The sequence below is a fragment of the Brevibacillus dissolubilis genome, assembly GCF_006170445.1.
Classification (GTDB): Bacteria; Bacillota; Bacilli; order Brevibacillales; family Brevibacillaceae; genus Brevibacillus_B; species Brevibacillus_B dissolubilis.
Genome location: NZ_VCNA01000001.1, coordinates 1 through 18,154, shown reverse-complemented (window position 1 = coordinate 18,154; position 18,154 = coordinate 1). Strand labels below are relative to the sequence as shown.

Sequence of the window (18,154 nt, the reverse complement as noted above, 5' to 3'; positions counted from 1 at the left end):
CTGCCCGCTCTCCTACTCCTCCGTTTCAAATTCACTTCCTTGCTCTACTTTATTCTCTCTTCCAAACAAATGTTTTCCTTTAGATAGTTTCTTCCATGGCGCCCGAAAAAACGTATCATGTACATCTTTTCTTACAAAAGGAGCAACTGGGGACAGGTAGGGTACACCAAATGACTTCAACGATGCCATATAGGTTAAAATAACGAGGAGCGCGATCGTAATGCCAGGAATGCCTGCAATCGATGCCAAAATCATCAGCGGAAACCGCAAAATACGCGTGGTCATACCTAGACTAAACTGCGGAATGGCAAAGGATGAAATCCCAGTAACAGCTACAACGATCACCATTACGGGAGAGACGATTCCAGCCTGAACGGCAGCTTCTCCAATGACTAACGCACCAACAATGCTTACGGCTTGTCCTGCGACCTTTGGTAATCGGATGCCCGCCTCTCTCAGGATCTCAAAGGCTAACTCCATAATCAGTGCTTCGACAATAGCCGGAAAAGGAACTCCTGAGCGATCTCCTGCAATCCGGAGCGCCAAGGGCGTGGGAATCATTTCTTGATGCATGGTAATAAGCGCGATATAGAAAGCTGGCACGATCATTGCAAACACAAAGGCAACAAACCGAATCCATCGTATAAACGTTGCGAAATAGTAATGTGTGTAATAATCACCACTCGAAGTGAAGAATTGCACAAATAAAGTCGGAACAATTAACACCCATGGCGATCCGTTGACCATAATAGCGACACGACCCTCTAACAACATCGCAGCGACTCTGTCTGGTCGTTCCGTATGATCAATTTGGGCAAAAACCGAATTAGGATGATCTTCAATCCACTCTTCCACATATAGGCTTTCCAGCATTCCATCCAATTGAATCCTATCCAACCTTTTTTTTATTTCAGCAACAATTTCGGGATCTGCATGACCGTAGAGATAGGTAACCGTTACTTCGGTATTGGTCATATCGCCTAGTTTAAAACTCAGAAATCGCAGATTCTGATTGTTAATGATTCGTCTGATCATGGCCATGTTCGTATAGATATTTTCTACAAACGATTCTCTCGGTCCACGAACCTCATGTTCAACTTCCGGCTCTAAAATAGCCCGTTGCTTTGAGCCCTCTGTACTGATTGCAATTGCTGTGGAATAGCCGTCCATAAAGAATATCGTGTCACCACCAAGCAACACTTCGATCAGCTCTTGCTCGGAGCCTATCTTTGAAATATTGCCTACGGGCAACAACCGCAAGGCATAAAAATCCATAAGGTCTTCTTCTGCTGCTGGGTTATCGACATGATCCATACGAAAAACAGATTCCATGATTTGAGTGTTGATGATATCTGTTTTCGCCAATGTGCCTATATACACAACCACAGCACGTATCGTGGAAACACCCAGGATAAGATCACGATAAACAATATCGTTACTTTCCCCAAATTGTGCCTTTATAAAAGAAATCAGTTCATCAATGGATGCTGGTAAGGCTACTTGGCTTTCAGCCTTATTTTTCCCCAGACGGACTTTTCTGTTACGCAAGATCCGTGAATTCACTTATTTATCACCTTTTTACATCTATCTTCCCCTCTTCAGAAGTTCTTTTATTCATGATTTGGTTTGAGTGCCCTCACTGGAAGCATAGTTGGAAAAGGAACTTACATGTAAATCTCGAATATCTAATGGAATCGGATAGCTAAAAATTTGATGACAGACAGGAGTTAGATACGATGATAAAAGGTTTCGGAGGAATATTTTGGAGAACTAAGAATCTTGAAGTTGTAAAAAAATGGTACAGCGACGTGTTGAAGATTGAAATAGATAATTGGAATGGGACTGTGATAAAACCCCAATCAGGAAATGAGACTATCTTTTCTTTCTTTACCGAGGATGACAGTTATTTTCCAACAGAACAACAAGTGATGTTAAATTTCCAAGTACATAATCTAGACGAGACTATTAAGCATCTTGAACATATTGGTGTACCTCTTGCAAAGAAAAAAGAGACTAGCGAATTTGGAAAGTTTATTTGGATTGAAGATCCTGAAGGTCGACTGATCGAGCTTTGGGAGAAATAACGAATTGTAATTCATTTGCTATTTTATTAAAAGATAAACGGGTCTGTACCGATGTCTGAGGGTCTTGCGAGAGTCAATATAGCATAACTCGCTTCGCAAATTATGTCCGTATAAGTAAATAAAAAGGTGAAAGCCAGCCTTCTCTCCATCATATTGGTCTGTTTCAGATACACCGTTATTTGTTTGATATATCCCTTTAATCTATCCATTTCACTAAAATGTACGATCTTCGCCGGTCGTAAACCAGATGAGATTTTCCCAACGGATTCATCTATTGCGGCTTTTAACTGCTCATACGATTTTACTTTCAATCATATCCCCACCTTGCATCTCTATTCTCCGACCTCATAACCAATTGATAACACCACAATCTACCATGTATTGCATTCAGCAGCAATAGAAAAAAGGCATGATCACACGCCATTTCCCAAGAACGGGACTGCCGTGATCATGCCAATTTTTTTGGTGACTTCTATTATTAGAGTGTGAATCTCAAAGCGGTACCGCTTTTTAGGTTATACCAGTTACTATGATTGGGCATCGACTCCAGGCCTGCTCTTAATGCCCAGTTCCGCCCCCGTGATTTTCCCCAGATTCCTGATACTGAAGCGGCGCATTGTCATCTTTTAGTCCATCAATGATATCTTGTGCAATTTGTTGGCCCAATTTTTTCCCGGCGGCATTATCGCTTTCATAATGAACACCAGCGAGTTTTCTTGAAAGATCAGCCTCTTTTGACATGGCAATAAATATCTCTTTTTCATCGGGAAAAATATAGGACAGAACGGTGCTGGCTGCCCAGCCTGTTGTCGCGTGAGCGGATGGATAGGCTGGATGTGCGGGAACCGTGAAGTTATCAATCAATGTCAGATTCGGATCAAGATGTGTCGGTCTTGGGCGGAGATAATGATACTTCTCGTCAAAGGCAGCCACAGAAGCCGTGTAGATTGCACCACTCACAATTTGATGAATTCTGGCTGCTTCGGGTGGGGCGAGCTGGTATTTTTTGAGCATTTGCTCTGTGACAGCAGCCCAGTTCGTGTTCGGACCGGTAATTTCACTGGACCATCTTCTGATCACCTCGATATCTTCCTCACTTCGGTTCTCTGCAAGTGTTCGGAGCTCCTCAAGCTCCTTTTTGGTTGTTGGCGAATCGTTGGCAGGTGGTTCATCGATGGAATACTTGCTTCCATCCGGAAATTCAACCACTTTCCAACTGCCTGCTGTTGGTGCTGCGGGGTTTTCATGTTTCCAGCCTAATCCCGTTTCTGCTGCATTACATGCGGTTAGGAGCAAGCTCATTCCAACCACACTCGTGAGTAAAAGCTTTATTTTCATCATTATTTTCCACTCTCTTTCCTATTCATATCCCCAGATCATACACAGCAGCGTACCGAAGATCGTAACGAGCGCAATAATCAGTCCATAGTAGATGTTCGTGTAGATCGCTCCTTTATCCTCAGTCTCGCCGGCATGCATAAACACGACCAGCTGAAGACCAGCCTGTAAAAACGCCGTGATGAGGAGGATCGCGATCCCTCTGGCAAATGTCATATCCAAAAAGTAGACCAGAAGAGCAACCACAGTCAGAACCAGTGATACCACAAAGCCCATCACCTGTTTGAGCGGGAACAGTTCGTTCATGGTTACATCATTCCTTTCAGGTAGATGAAGCTGAAGATGAAGATCCACACCACGTCCAGAAAGTGCCAATACAGTGAGAAGATGAACGATTTATTCGCGTTTTCTGGAGTCAATCCGCGTTTCTTGATTTGCCAGACAATCATGATCCCCCAGAACAGTCCAAATGTGACGTGTGCTCCGTGGGTACCTAGGGTCGTCAGCAAGATCGCGGTAAATGCACTGGTCTGCAAGCCAGCCCCGACGTGGATATAATGAAGAAACTCGTAAATCTCAACCCCGAGAAACCCTGCACCCAGTGCAAGTGTGACGGCAAAAAAGGACAGCATCGCCATCAGCTTCCCGATCCGCATCGCATGGATACCCAGACCAATGGTAAAGCTGCTCGTTAACAGTACAATGGTTTCGATGAGGACAGGCGTGATATCAAAAATATCGCTTCCAGCCGGGCCACTCCCTGTACGTTCAACCAAAGTGAAATAAGAGGCAAACAGCGTCGCAAAAAGCATGATCTCCGCACCCAGAAAAATCCAAAAGCCTACGATCTTGATGCGGTTTTCTTCCGTGCTATATTCCAACGGTACGGTGTGATCGATTTTCATAGGTTACGCACCTCGCAATTGTTCTTCTGTCCGTTCAATCTCTTCTACAGAAAGATAGTGTCCATGATCCTCTTCCCACGAACGGTGTGCCATGCAGGCAAAGATGCCGATGGTGGTCAAGATGACAGGAATCCACATCCCAAAGACAAAGGAAAAGCCCCAGACGAAAAAGATACTGCTCATCACAAACGGCACACCGCTGTTATTGGGCATATGGATTTTGGCGTAATCCCCAGGGAACAGCACATGCCCTTTTTTCTTCGAATCCCAAAAGGCTTCGGTGGAAGCAACATGTGGCACAATCGCAAAATTGTACGCGGGCACGGGATTATGAGTAGCCCACTCCAGAGAGCGTGCATCCCACGGATCGGAACCGATCTCTCTTGATGCATAGCGGGCGCTGTAATAGACGTTGTAGACGATCAAGGCAAAACCTACCGCAAGCCCCATCGCTCCGATGAACGAAACCATGTTCCAAAAACCAAACCCAGTCGCTTCTGAGTAGGTATACATCCGGCGTGCCTGTCCATCCAATCCGGACAAAAACATCGGGAAAAATGCGACACAAGTACTGATGGAGATGAACCAGAACGCCCATTTGCCGATCCGTTCATTGAGCATGAAGCCGAACATTTTTGGCCAATAGTAGGTGAGACCAGCCAGCATCGCGAAGACGACACCCGGAATAATCACCAAATGAAAGTGCGCTACCAGAAACATCGTGTTGTGGTACTGATAGTCAGCAGCAGACAAGCCGAGCATCACCCCGGTCACCCCGCCAATCGTAAAAATCGGGATAAACCCTAAGGAGTAAAGCATCGGAACGGTAAACACAATCTTGCCCCGCCAAAGGGTGAACAGCCAGTTAAAAATCTTGATGCCCGTCGGCACCGCAATCGCCATGGTGGTAATCGAGAAGATACTGTTGGTCAGTGCCCCCTGCCCCATCGTGAAGAAATGGTGTGTCCAGACTAAAAAGGAAAGCAGTGAGATGATCACCATGGACGCAACCATGGATTTGTAGCCGTACAGATTGCGGCGGGCAAAGGTGGAAATCACTTCACTGTAAATCCCGAATGCTGGCAGAACCAAGATATATACCTCTGGATGACCCCATACCCAGAACAGGTTGGCCCACAGCATGTCCATCCCGCCATTTGACGTGGTAAAGAAATTGGTTGCAAACAGTCGATCCATCGAGCCCATGAGCAGTGCCACGGTCAAGACGGGGAAAGCGAAAACGATGATGATATTGGTAACGAGCGCAGACCATGTGAACATCGGCATTTTCATCAGGGTCATACCTGGTGCTCTCATTTTCAGAATGGTGGTGATGAAGTTGATCCCGGTCATCAGCGTACCCAGACCCGAGATCTGCAGGGCGAACATATAGTAGTTGGTACCGACAGATTCACTGAATTCATTGCTGGCTAACGGGAAATATGAGGACCAACCCGCATCAGGTGAACCCCCGATGACGAAGGAGATGTTAAGCAGCATCGCTCCCATGAAGAATAGCCAGAAGCTGAGAGCGTTCAACCGGGGAAACGCCACGTCACGCGCCCCGATCTGAAGCGGAACGACAACGTTCATGAAGGCCATGATGAATGGCATTGCCATAAAGATGATCATGACGATCCCGTGGGTTGTAAAAATTTCGTTGTAGTGCTGGGCATCCAAGAGCGTATTTTCCGGCACGGCCAGTTGGGCACGCATCAGGATCGCGTCTACTCCACCCCGGAACAGCATTAATAAGGCAGAGATCAAATACATGATCCCAATCCGTTTGTGATCCACGGTCGTTAACCACTCACGCCAGAGATAACCCCATTTTTTATAGTAAGTGATGCCGACGATGATCCCGATCACGGTCAACGCAATGGCAACCATCGATGCATAGATCCCAAAGCTTGGATGAGGTACGGCAAATCGATCAAAGTAATCCATATGGTTTGAACTCCTTTCGAAATAGAGTGCTTAGCCTACTCACTAGGTATGGCTTAGTGATGTAGCGTCGGTTGGGAATGATCAGCAGAATCCTTTCCTCCATGATCATGTCCGCTGTTTTCCCCTTCTGGCGCAGGACTGAATTCCAGATGGGTTCCTGTGAAGGTCTCTTGTCCGACGTGACCCGGTGCGAGTAACGCTTCGAAGGTTTCTTCTGTCAGAGGCTCGGCCGTTTCTTTCACCTCTTTGATCCATTCGGCGAATTCGGCTTCCGACATCGCTTGGACATGGAACGTATTCTCGGCAAAGCCCCTGCCGTTGAAGTTGGCATTGCGTCCCATGTATTCACCGGGAACATCCGCAGCCAGATGCAGGGTGGTCACCATGTCAGACATCGCGTATTTTTGACCGCCTAGCTGCGGAATCCAGAAGCTGGTGATCGGTCCGTATGAGTAAAGCTTGAATTCCAGTGCGCGATCAGTTGGGATGTACAGGTAGTTGACGGTTTCGATCCCTTCCTCCGGGTAACTGAAATGCCATTTCCAGTTCGAGGACGATGCGTATATGATCAAGGGTGCTTTGTCTTCGTATCCCTGTGGTGTAGCCTCTACTTTATAGTTGCTTTGAACCGATACAATTGAGAGATAGATCACGATTAATACCGGAATCCCAACACAAATCGCTTCCACGACGGCACTGCCTTCGATGTGAGGCGGTTCATAATCTTCCCTTTGTTTCGAAGCACGATACTTGATCAACATATAGACGAGAAATCCGAAAACGACGATGACAATAAACGACATGATATAGATGGATAAGAGAATATCATGGGCTTGCGTCGCGGCTTGCGGCCCTTTTGGATCCAAAACCGCCAGCTTGCTGTCACAGCCGGTCATCATCGTCATAGTCGTAAAAATAAGGATGAGCAGTGACCATATCTTTGCCATGATGGCACCCCTTTCTTATGTCATAGCAACATAACTTTGTGAAATAATTCACAAATTGTTCATGAATGAAAGAATCTTGCTAGTTACAAGTGTGAACTGAACTTCTCACTGATCCTCACTTCGGGATACATTCCGAATACAGCAGCCCATCGTTTCAACCCGGATGGGCTCTGTATCCTTCCCGCGAAATTGATTATAGTCTTTGGCCGTATCGTTTTGGATGAGCCACTTCGTCGAGTAGTGACCCATCCACTTCACGACCGTCAGCTTGCCGCCTAGGTATGATGCAGGGTTGGCGTCGGTTTGTTCGTAGAATCGGACATATGCTGGGCAAGCCGTGCATGGTAGCCACCTGTCCACAGTGAATCGATCAGCTGGAATTCTGCATCCGTCAGAGGCGCTGTCTCGCTGGCTGCAGCAAACTCTTTCAAATTCGCCTCACTTGTAAAGTTAGGCAGCACCGTAATGACAGATGGACGATATAGCGAGAACTGGATGGCCAATTGACCAAGGGTACGATGCTCACTGTTGAACATCTGGTATGATTTCAGATGTTCGACCACTTCCATCCCGGCTTTCATCCACTCCAATGGACGGTGATTGCGGTGATCCGTCTTATCAAAATGTTTTTGCGGATCATACGTGCCGTCCAGCAGACCGGACGCATGTGGGACACGTACAATCAATGAACGCTCTTCCCTGTCCGCCACCGTAAAAAGGTCGCGTGCCGGCTCTTGCTCCACGATATTGTTGATGATCTGGACACCTTTTACGCCCGGATTGGTAATGGCTGCGATGGCTTCGTCCTTCCAGCCGATATCAGGCCCGATGGCTGCACCGTACTCGCGGATTTTCCCAGCTTCCTTCAGCCGTTCGAGTGCTTCTGTGACTTCATCCTTGCACAGTGCGTCCATCCGCGGATTATGCAGCTGGTATAAATCAATCGTCTCGGTTCCCAAGCGTCTTAGGCTCTGTTCACACGCATAGATGATATGTTCCTTGCTCCAGTTCTGCGGCAGCTCGGAGTGACCTTGCCTTTCACCTGGGAGATTATAGATGTCATAGCCAAACTTTGTCCCGATCACGATTTTGTCACGGATATCGGAAAAGGTCTCGGCGAGAATCGTTTCGCCCCACCCTTGTGCATAGACGTCTGCTGTATCGAAAAAGGTAATTCCATAATCCTCATAAGCCGAACGGAGCAGCTTTTTCGCAAGTCCGGTATCGGTTACACCCCACCACTTGGTAGCGACCGACCAGACCCCAAAGCCAATCTCCGATACTTGAATGTTCGTCCCTGCCATTGTTCTGTATTTCATCACAAATCTCTCCCTTCTTGACAGAAAAGCATCTACAGCCGGATGGACCGGCTTCGCTATCTATCTTGCAAAACTTTATCAAGAAAGAAATGATCCAATTCCAAAACCGCTGGATGATCCACTTGACCCATCCACCCCAATCGGGACACAGACGGTGATGATGTTCAATAAGATGACAAAACCACAGGGTATGTCCACCGATAATTTCGGTTATAATTTGTCCGAAACATACAGACAGGCAATCGTTATCAGCCGCGTAGCAAGGTGAACCCAATGGAATGGAAACCAGACCGAGACAGTGACATCCCTGTCTATCAACAAATCGCTGATTTTATTGAAAAGCGGATCATGTATGGCGAATATCCGCCGGGAAGCGTGCTGCCGTCCGAACGCTCTCTGGCAAAAAACTTGAATGTCAACAGAGGGACGATCATCGTCGCCTATGATATCCTGCACTCCAAAGGCATCGTCGAACGGATCAAAGGCAGCGGCACCAAGGTAAGCAAGGATCTCTGGGGCTTGGCGCGTAACCGGATTCCCGACTGGAGTGTCTATGTAGAAAGCGGTTCGTTTCTGCCCAATCTGCCGCTCTCTCAGCATATCCGGGAGGAAATCCATGAGCGGAATTTGATTAATTTTGCAAGTGGTGAACTGGCTCCTGATATTCTCCCCTACGAATCACTGCGCCGAATTCTTTCCCAGAACGTATTTACGAGTTCGCTTGGATATGAGCATCCACAAGGCAACCTTTCACTGCGGGAAGGGATCGCGGAGCATCTGCATGACTACAAAAAAATCGAGTGTACCAGCCAGTCGATCCTGATCACATCCGGTGCCCAGCAAGCCTTGCATCTCATTATTCAATGCCTGCTCAAGCCGGGGGATTCGGTTGCGATTGAAGATCCATCCTATGCGTATTCGTTACCGATCTTCAAATCAGCGGGCATCCGTACCTACCCTCTCCCTGTCAGCCGTAATGGGATTGATCCAGAAGAAATCCGAACCTTATACAAAAAACACAGGATCAAAATGGTGTTCCTCAATCCGATCTTTCAGAATCCCACAGGGGTGCTGCAACCCTATGAAGACCGAGTAAAAATCCTCGACATTGCGACAGAGCTGGGGATTCCTGTTGTGGAAGACGATCCGTACAGCTTGACTCCCTTTGACGAGTCCTTGCAGACAGCCGCCTTAAAATCGTTGGACCGCAACGGTACCGTCCTCTATATCAGCTCCTTATCCAAAATCGTCGCATCCGGACTTCGGATCGGCTGGGTCATCGGCCCTGAGAATGTCATCAAACGGCTTGCCGATGCCAAACAATTGATTGATTTTGGACACAGCAGCTTTTCCCAATGGGTGGTGGCGGAATACCTCCGTTCTGATTCCTTCGCCGATCACATCGACCTGCTCAAAAGAAAGCTGCACAAAAAAAGAGACATCATGGTCTCCTCCCTACAGCAGGAATTGTCAGACTATGTGACCTTCGACATCCCCGAGGGTGGGATTCATCTGTGGTGTACGCTTACACAGGAGTTGAATGAATACAAGCTGCTGGAAGAGGCATTAAAGGAAGGCGTTGTGTTTGTTCCTGGTAACTTATTAGGATCGGAAAAAGGACATTTTCGCCTCACATTCGGTCGGACAGAGGATGACCTGATTCATCAGGGAATCATCCGTCTCAAACATGCCATTGATAGATGTATCGAAGCATCGTCCCGCCCTGAAGTATGACCCGCTTCCACTTAGGAATCGGGTTTTTGCTATGCCCATCCAGTCCAACCTGCCCATCAAGTGGATGAGGATTCTTTTTCCAAAGTGGATCATCCCTTTTCCCTGTTGATCTTGAATACTAAGGGTATGTAATATCCGACTAAACCAAGTCATTTAGTGTGGATTAACACACGAAAAAGGAGGATTCACCATGTCATATGAGGCAATCTGGGCCGCTGATCCATCCAAGCTGCACAAGGTGGAGCTGCAAAAGCTGGAGAAAGACGGACTCGATATCATCCGCACCATCATCGAAAAATACTCCAAAGAGGGATATGGTTCGATCCCCGAAGATGAAATGAACCGGTTCAAGTGGGCAGGTGTCTACGAGCAAAAGCCAAAAGACGGGCATTTCATGATGCGGATTCGTATTCCTTCCGGGATCTTGACGTCCCGGCAGGCACGCGCATTGGGCGAAATCTCTCAGCTCTACGGCGAAAACCTGATGGACATTACCACCCGGCAGTCGATCCAATTCCACTGGCTGGATGTAGAGAATATCCCCGATATTTTTAACCGCTTGGAAGAAGTCGGCCTGTATTCCTTCGAGGCTTGTGGGGATTGCCCGCGTGCGATCGTCGGAAATCCGCTGGCCGGGATTGACCCGGATGAACTGATCGATACGACGGAGATCGTCAAGCAAGTGAACGATTTCTTCGTCCTCAATCGGGACTTCTCTAATCTGCCACGCAAATATAAAATGAGTATCTCTTCCAATATCTACAACAGCGGTCACGCCGAAATCCAGGACCTCGCTTTTATCCCTGCGACCAAAATCATCGATGGTCAAGAGACAGTCGGGTTTCACGTGCTGGTAGGCGGTGGTCTCTCCGCGAAGCCATATTTAGCAAAGCCGTTGAACATCTTCGTCAGACCTGATGAAGTCCTGAAGGTGGCCATCGGGGTAACTACCATCTTCCGCGATTATGGATATCGGGAGAAGCGCCACCATGCCCGCCTGAAATTCCTGATGGCGGACTGGGGACCGGACAAGTTTCTTCAAGTGCTGCAGGAGCAGATTGGGCCGTTGCCTGAGCGTGGAGAGGACAAAGTGATTGGGTGGCAGGGTGCTTATTTTGACGGGGTGCATCCACAGAAACAAGAGGGTCTCGCATACATAGGGCTGAACGTACCGATCGGTCGCCTGAGCGGTTCCGAATTCATCGAGCTGGCCCGGCTTTCCGAAGCATATGGGAACGGTTCGCTCCGCACGACGATCTCCCAAAATGTGATCCTGCCCAACATCCCAAGCGACAAGGTGGATGAGGTACTGAGCCACGACATTTTCCAGCGCCTCTCCCCTACTCCGAGCCGCTTTCTAAGCCGCACCATCTCCTGCACGGGCAGTGAATTCTGCAACTTAGCCATCGTCGAGACCAAGGCCAGAGCACGCTCGGTTGCCGAGTACCTGGATCAGAATGTGGAGCTGGACGAGGATATCTACATTAATTTTGTCGGTTGCCCGAATGCCTGCGGTCAAAAACAAATCGCAGATATCGGTCTGCAAGGTGTGCTCATCAAGACCGCAGACGGTATGAAGGAAGCCTTCGAGATCTCCATCGGGGGTACACTTGGCCCCAATGCCCAATTCAACCAGCGTCTCAAGGGCAAGGTCGAGGCGAGTCAGATTCACTCTGCCTTGGAGCGGTTGATCCTGTTTTATAAGGAGAATCGTTCGGCTGAAGAGAGCTTCCACCAATTCTACCTGCGTGTCGGCATCGATGCCTTCCAGCAAGAGTTTGAACGGGTTTTAGTATCATAAAAAAACACACGCTCTGAGATGTATCATTCGTCTCAGGGCGTGTGTTCTTTTTGGTTCCAGATTGATTCATGAGTTACGGTCTATCCCGTCTATTTACCAGCAAATGATTCTTTTATGACCCGTAATGATTTCAGCTCCACATCCTCGGCGCCTTGAACTGGAAGACCCGCTTCGATGTTCTTTTGGGTGTAGGTCAGATTGGCTTCTGTAATCACTTCACCTGGAATGAAAATAGGAATCCCCGGCGGATACACCATCACAAATTCGGCGATAATTCTTCCGACGGATGCTTCCCTCGGGATGACTTCTGTCTCGGCATAAAAGGCATCTCTGGGTGACATGATCAATTCGGGGATCTCTGGCAGCATCACAGAGACATCCTCTTGTGTAACAGCCTGATGCCGGAACAGGGATGACAGCTCGCGCAAGGCATTGACAAGCAATTGCAAATCTTCTGCACGGTCAGCAGGTGTCACTATACACAAAATATTGGATAAATCCGACATTTCCACTTCGATGTGATAGGCTTCTCTGAGCCATTTTTCCGCGTCATAGCCGGTGATTCCAAGTCCTTTTACGGATATCACCAGTTTGGTCGGGTCAAGGGCACATACGCCATTTCTCCCTGTGATCTCGTTTCCCAAACAGGCCAGATGATCGATTTGATTGATGTGAGACCGAGTCTGTTCAGCCAGTCGGATCGCCTTGTCCAACAATTCTGTCCCTTGTGTGGCTAAGCGTTTTCTGGCGACGTCGAGTGAGGCCAGCAGCAAATAGGAAGTAGATGTGGTCGTCAGCATACTTAATACCGATTGGACCCGTGTAGGAGAGACAAGGCTTCCTTTTACGTTCAATATCGAGCTTTGCGTCATCGAGCCGCCGAGCTTGTGCATACTTGTGGCAGCCATGTCGGCACCAGCCTGCATAGCCGACAGAGGCAGATCGTCATGAAAATGGATATGGGCACCGTGCGCTTCATCTACCAATACGGGAATACCGCGTGCATGTGCTACTTCCACTACTTTTCTCAGGTCTCCTGCAATGCCGAAATAGGTTGGGTTAATCACTAACACGGCTTTTACATCTGGATGCTGATCGAGCGCCTTCCCGACAGCTTCTGGCGTGATCCCATGTGCCACCCCCCATACAGGGTCCATCTCTGGATGAATAAAAACAGGAACAGCACCAGACAGAATAATGCCACTCATGATCGACTTATGCACATTGCGCGGTACAAGGATTTTGTCACCGGGACCACAGACAGACATGATCATCGTCATGATGATCCCGCTGGTTCCCTGTATGGAAAAAAAGCTGTGATCTGCTCCAAATGCCACTGCTGCCAAGTCTTGCGCTTGCTTGATGATCCCTTTTGACTGGTGCAAATCATCCAGCGGTGCGATATTGATCAGATCAATCGAGAGCGCATTCTCTCCCATAAAGGAACGGAACTCGGGATCCATTCCTCTCCCCTTTTTATGACCAGGAATATGGAATTGGACTGGATTTCGCTTTGCATGTTCCCGTACACCGCTAAATAACGGGGTATGGAATTGTGATAATGACAACTTCCCCACCACTCTCTATCCAAGATGTTGCGTATATGGAACGAACGCTTATCTATTATAGAGTGGTGACAGGAATGGCGGATGATCCATTTCTTCTATGATCGATCCATCCACTTTTCCATCGTCATGAAAACAACAGCCTGGAGATCATCTCCCGTATCGTGTTCTTCCGAATCGAAATAACCTCCTCTTCGGATAGATCCCCGTAGAACCTTCGCATCGCCTTGTTATGAGAGAAATAAAAATAAACAGCTCCCAGCAAACTTACCATGAAATCTACAGGATGATCGACCTTCCTGAATTCGCCGTTCTCAACACCCTGCCGATACAGGTCAATCAACCCATCGAAGTAGATATTTTGTTGATGCATTTGATGAAAAATGTCCCGGTCATGTGTGACGCTTTGGTCAATCATCTTCACGAAATACGGATTCTCATGAAGAAACGTAATCAAATGCTCAATGACTTGCAGCAATTTATCTCGTACGGTTGTGCCGATAGGCTCGAATGAAACGGATACCGCTTTTCCGAATAAATCGTTAATAACCGCCGTATATAGCTCGTCCTTGCTTGTGAAATGATAGTAAATTAACGCCTTATTCACACCCGCGTTTTTGGCAATGAGATCGATTCTGGCTCTATCGTATCCTTTTTCGGCAAATTCCTGTAAAGCGGTTTCAAGAATTTTGTCTTTACCCTGACGCATGACCGTTTCCTCCATTGAATGCTGATCGTTCTATCCTTATATAGCCTACTTATATTACGTACACGATATCATATTCGTTACCTCCTTCGCACGATCCCAGCGGGGCAACATCGCGGGAGTATAAAAAGAGCCTACCAGACACACGTCGGATAGGCTCTACAAGCGGTTCCCTTCACGATAGGTATTAATTCTATTACGACTCTACGGTGCTCCCAAAAAAGCCTGCTTCTCTGCCATGCCCAAGCATCATCCCGATCTGCTCTTTGGTGACGGCAGACCATTGGAAGCCGCATCGTTCCAATAGGCACAGTGTCTTATCATTGGCGACTTCGATCATCGTCGGGCGACTGGTAGAAAATGGATTGCCATGGAGCAGCAGGTTATCCATCTCCGTCTGATACGCCTCATTGCCCAGATTCGCCCGCGCATTCAATTCGCGGTACGTGATCGTATTCCCCTCGCCTGAGAGGGCTGGCTTGTCTGGTGTGCGGGTCACCTGTTCTTCGAATTGTTGATGAATCGTTTTTCGCTTATCTGTATTTACTGCATCTACTGTATCTAAAATGGCAATATCGGTTGTCTCAGGGCGTGAGATAACTCGTTGCATATACATGTAAAGGGTGGACGGAAGCCATGAATCTGTCGTCTCTCTGCTTTCTGCTGTCACACGGGTCATGTGAGGAAGCGGTATAGGTATGGAAAAGGGAAAAAGGCTCCCTTTGAAATGAATCCCCTGTAGGAAGCGTGTGAAGGGATCGGCTGAAACGACGTTATGCATGGTAATCCTCCTGGTTACTTTATCTCTAAAAATATTCATTCGTTACTAATATGATTCTAGGAGAACGCCAAAAACCAAGTCACGAAAACTTGGGTCTTGGCATCTGCTGTATCTACTTGAACCATAGCGGATCAAATGTTCATTCATCTCCGGCCGGGAGTCACTTCTTACTCACTCATCTTTTCATCCACCCTATTTTTAATAAAGTAGGAGATCAACAAGAGGATGAACGGCACCGCGGAAACAAAAACGAGTGCTGCTTTGGATATGTAATCATTAATATCCTTTAACACAAACGGGTCCAATGGATATAAAGCGAGACAAAAGCAAACAGCCCCACCGAATAAAGCTGCTTTTTTATGATCTGTCTGACGAAACAGGTGCTTCATACCAACAGACGCAGCATACAAATAATTCACAAAAGAGGTGATCACAGCTACAATCCATATGGATAAGAATAGTAGGTCAATCCGTTCAATCACTCTGAAAGAAAAAGATTTTAACATATATAAAATCGGTTCTGGAATCTGCCCTAACTCTCCACTTGAGAAAAAAACGACAGAGGTCAATACCAAAAAGCAATAAAAAATGGTTACAAATAAATAGGATAGATACGTGACTTTTATAATATTTTTATCACTTCCACTTACATAAGGATAAATAATCAGTAAGAGTTCATAACCAATGATGGAAAAAGTAGTTTTTCTGGCTCCATTGATGATGGATTCGAATTCAGTTTGACCAATTGGAAATAGATATAAAAAATTACTGTTTATGAGTGGTACGAGCATGAGACCGATGAGTACAGGAAAAATAACACTTGTTAATAAACAAAATCTGGCAATGACATTCAGGTTTTCTCTAGCTAAATAAATACTGGTTGCAACAAGAAGGAAGTAAATGGCCCAAGGCGGAGTTCTGGGGAGTACCCATTTTGAAATAGTACCGCCGAAAATGATCAAGATCAGATAGGAAATGGACAAGAAAAAGAGGATATATCCTACTGTTACGATCTTCGACAGGTATTTTCCAAGCAATACAGGTAAGTATTCATACAAATGTAACGATGGAAATTTACGGGACAATCTCAAAATCACCCATATATTAATAGAAGATACGAAACCAGCTAATAAAACGGAGATCCAGGCATCTGTTTTTGATTCAGAAAATATGGTATAGGGTAACGACAATACACCAATCCCTATGACTGTTTGAATCACGAACCCAAACAGTTCAATCAGAGAAATATGTTTTGGTTGGGCTGTCCGCATTTGTTTCCTCCAATCAAACTCCTACCCCCAGGACGAAAATGATTTGATTTGATTTGGTTTGGTCTACCTGTCCTACCTGAATTTTTTCCAACCCCAACCATCCCCATACCCTCACAAAAAAAGACCCTGACTCGCAATACCGCAAGCCAAGGTCTTCCCCATCTAAAATCAAGAGGCTACTGTTTTTTCCCCCTCCTTCACCCTCACCCTTTTCAAACAGCCAACATAAATAGATAGTTGTATTACGGTAAATTAATAGAATGCTGTATTTGTATAAACAGGAAATCCAGTAATATTTGGTGAATACCATTACCATCTGCATCTACTAGGAGGAACTACATTGAGAAACGACCTGACCGTATCACGCTCGATCACCATTACCGCCACTCCAACAGCTGTTTGGAGCGTATTAACCGAACCTGCAAAGATCAAGGAATATCTCTTCGGCACCGATACGACCACAGATTGGAAAGAAGGCAGTGAGATCGTATTCACTGGAGAATATGAAGGCAAAGAATATCGTGACCATGGTACCATCCTGACAAATGTACCCGAAGAAAAAATCGTCTACAGCTACTGGAGCAATTTTTCCGGTGTGGAAGACAAGCCTGAAAATTACTCTGAAATTACATATGAGCTGAGTCAGGCTGAGGATCACCAGACCGTGCTTTCGTGGACGCAAAAGGGGTATGCGAGCGAGGAAGGGTACCAGCATTCGGATGCGATGATAAAGGGGCTGTTGGATAAGATTAAGGAGATTGCGGAGAGAAAGTAGGTTTTTGGGGTTGTCTCTGTTTTTCACCTAAGCCTTCACCCCCCACAAAAAAGCCCCTGACTCGCATTACTGGTCAAGACCCTATTTTGTAGACAGTAAGAAAAACCCCGGCCGTTAGGCCGCAAGCTGACGCCTGTATTCTATAGGGGTCAGCTTGTTTAATTTGATTTGCAGACGCTCTTCATTGTAAAAACGGATATATTCCTCAATTCTCCTTTGTAGCTCATCAACTGTTGATATATGATAAGGATAGAGTGCTTCTGCTTTTAAATGTGAGAAGAAACTCTCTATAGCGGCATTGTCATGACAATTGCCGCGGCGAGACATGCTGATTTGGGCGCCAACCTTCGCCAGCATGTCTTGGTACGCATAAGACGTGTATTGGCATCCCTGATCGCTGTGAACGATCAAGCCAGTCACGTCTTTTTGATTTTCAAAAGCTTTCTTGAAGGTATTTAATACAAGTGTTGTATCGTTACGGAAGGCCACCTGGTATGCTACGATCTCTTTGGTACACAAATCTTTAATTGCTGAAAGGTACAGCCACGTATCGGCAACTGCGTATTGTGTAATATCGGTTACCCATTTTTCAGTAGGTGCTTTGGCCGTAAAATTACGTTGCAATAGATTCTCCGCCACTCTTGGTACAGAGCCATCTCCTTGTGGATTTGACTTACGTTTCACACGAATAATGGATCGAATCCCCATCTCTTGCATCAAACGTAGAACTTTCTTATGATTCACAACCCAACCTTCGCGCTGGAGTTCAGCCTGAATCCGTCGATATCCATATTGCTTGTGTCTCTTCAGATAAATGGCTTGGATACGAGCGGAAAGCTCTTGATCACGAATCACCTTTTGTCGTCTTACATATTGATAGTATCCGCTTCGAGAAATGCCAAGAAAACGGCATAATTCCACAATGGGAATCTGCTCCTTTAGAGCGTCGACAACTAGCTGTTTCTCTTGCACACCTCCCGA

General features: G+C 46.6%; 17 protein-coding genes. 4 read left to right on the top strand and 13 right to left on the bottom strand.

Features of this window, described 5'->3' with window-relative positions:
* Positions 1-12: 12 nt before the first annotated feature.
* Complete coding sequence (locus FGI41_RS00085) at positions 13-1,563, bottom strand: spore germination protein (RefSeq protein ID WP_139487887.1); 1,551 nt, start codon at positions 1,561-1,563, stop codon at positions 13-15.
* A gap of 173 nt (positions 1,564-1,736) precedes the next feature.
* Here FGI41_RS00085 and FGI41_RS00080 point away from each other — a divergent pair, with 173 nt between their 5' ends.
* A complete protein-coding gene (locus FGI41_RS00080; RefSeq protein ID WP_139487886.1) occupies positions 1,737-2,084 on the top strand; it encodes a VOC family protein in 348 nt (115 codons plus the stop codon).
* 26 nt (positions 2,085-2,110) lie between these two features.
* Here the strand turns inward: FGI41_RS00080 and FGI41_RS00075 are convergent, their stop codons facing one another.
* From FGI41_RS00075 to FGI41_RS00045, 7 genes are all read right to left on the bottom strand, one after another.
* Positions 2,111-2,395 (bottom strand): hypothetical protein, encoded by a 285-nt coding sequence (locus FGI41_RS00075; RefSeq protein WP_139487885.1) that lies wholly within the window; start codon positions 2,393-2,395, stop codon positions 2,111-2,113.
* A 247-nt stretch (positions 2,396-2,642) separates the two neighbouring features.
* Positions 2,643-3,425 carry a phosphatase PAP2 family protein gene (locus tag FGI41_RS00070; protein ID WP_139487884.1) on the bottom strand — a complete coding sequence of 261 codons (783 nt, stop codon included), beginning with the start codon at positions 3,423-3,425 and terminating at the stop codon, positions 2,643-2,645.
* Between the two features lie 18 nt (positions 3,426-3,443).
* Entirely contained in the window at positions 3,444-3,728 is a 285-nt protein-coding gene (gene qoxD, locus FGI41_RS00065) for a cytochrome aa3 quinol oxidase subunit IV (RefSeq protein ID WP_139487883.1), read from the bottom strand.
* A gap of 2 nt (positions 3,729-3,730) precedes the next feature.
* The gene (locus FGI41_RS00060) at positions 3,731-4,327 is read right to left on the bottom strand and encodes a cytochrome (ubi)quinol oxidase subunit III (RefSeq protein ID WP_139487882.1); all 597 of its coding nucleotides are present in this window, start codon (positions 4,325-4,327) and stop codon (positions 3,731-3,733) included.
* A gap of 3 nt (positions 4,328-4,330) precedes the next feature.
* Positions 4,331-6,274: a cytochrome aa3 quinol oxidase subunit I gene (qoxB, locus tag FGI41_RS00055; protein ID WP_139487881.1), complete on the bottom strand. Its 1,944-nt coding sequence runs from the start codon at positions 6,272-6,274 to the stop codon at positions 4,331-4,333.
* A 53-nt stretch (positions 6,275-6,327) separates the two neighbouring features.
* Positions 6,328-7,221: a cytochrome aa3 quinol oxidase subunit II gene (qoxA, locus tag FGI41_RS00050; RefSeq protein WP_139487880.1), complete on the bottom strand. Its 894-nt coding sequence runs from the start codon at positions 7,219-7,221 to the stop codon at positions 6,328-6,330.
* A gap of 275 nt (positions 7,222-7,496) precedes the next feature.
* Positions 7,497-8,540 (bottom strand): aldo/keto reductase, encoded by a 1,044-nt coding sequence (locus tag FGI41_RS00045; protein WP_139487879.1) that lies wholly within the window; start codon positions 8,538-8,540, stop codon positions 7,497-7,499.
* Between the two features lie 273 nt (positions 8,541-8,813).
* Here FGI41_RS00045 and pdxR point away from each other — a divergent pair, with 273 nt between their 5' ends.
* Together pdxR and FGI41_RS00035 are read left to right on the top strand one after the other, a co-directional pair.
* Complete coding sequence (pdxR, locus tag FGI41_RS00040) at positions 8,814-10,274, top strand: MocR-like pyridoxine biosynthesis transcription factor PdxR (protein ID WP_139487878.1); 1,461 nt, start codon at positions 8,814-8,816, stop codon at positions 10,272-10,274.
* Positions 10,275-10,464: 190 nt separating this feature from the next.
* Positions 10,465-12,075, top strand: a complete 1,611-nt coding sequence (locus FGI41_RS00035; RefSeq protein WP_139487877.1) for a nitrite/sulfite reductase — start codon at positions 10,465-10,467, stop codon at positions 12,073-12,075.
* A gap of 89 nt (positions 12,076-12,164) precedes the next feature.
* On the opposite strand, the gene FGI41_RS00030 is transcribed toward FGI41_RS00035, so the two are convergent.
* The 4 genes from FGI41_RS00030 to FGI41_RS00015 form a co-directional block, all read right to left on the bottom strand.
* Positions 12,165-13,643, bottom strand: coding sequence for an aminotransferase class I/II-fold pyridoxal phosphate-dependent enzyme (locus FGI41_RS00030; protein ID WP_139487876.1), 1,479 nt, complete (start codon positions 13,641-13,643; stop codon positions 12,165-12,167).
* A 124-nt stretch (positions 13,644-13,767) separates the two neighbouring features.
* Entirely contained in the window at positions 13,768-14,349 is a 582-nt protein-coding gene (locus tag FGI41_RS00025) for a TetR/AcrR family transcriptional regulator (protein WP_176560042.1), read from the bottom strand.
* Positions 14,350-14,542: 193 nt separating this feature from the next.
* On the bottom strand, positions 14,543-15,127 hold the full coding sequence (locus FGI41_RS00020) for a hypothetical protein (RefSeq protein WP_139487874.1): 585 nt from the start codon (positions 15,125-15,127) through the stop codon (positions 14,543-14,545).
* Between the two features lie 167 nt (positions 15,128-15,294).
* Entirely contained in the window at positions 15,295-16,398 is a 1,104-nt protein-coding gene (locus tag FGI41_RS00015; protein WP_139487873.1) for a GerAB/ArcD/ProY family transporter, read from the bottom strand.
* 340 nt (positions 16,399-16,738) lie between these two features.
* Here FGI41_RS00015 and FGI41_RS00010 point away from each other — a divergent pair, with 340 nt between their 5' ends.
* The gene (locus FGI41_RS00010) at positions 16,739-17,173 is read left to right on the top strand and encodes an SRPBCC family protein (protein ID WP_139487872.1); all 435 of its coding nucleotides are present in this window, start codon (positions 16,739-16,741) and stop codon (positions 17,171-17,173) included.
* 114 nt (positions 17,174-17,287) lie between these two features.
* Here the strand turns inward: FGI41_RS00010 and FGI41_RS00005 are convergent.
* Positions 17,288-18,154: IS3 family transposase (locus tag FGI41_RS00005; RefSeq protein WP_218015208.1), on the bottom strand; the 867-nt coding region annotated here is incomplete at its 5' end.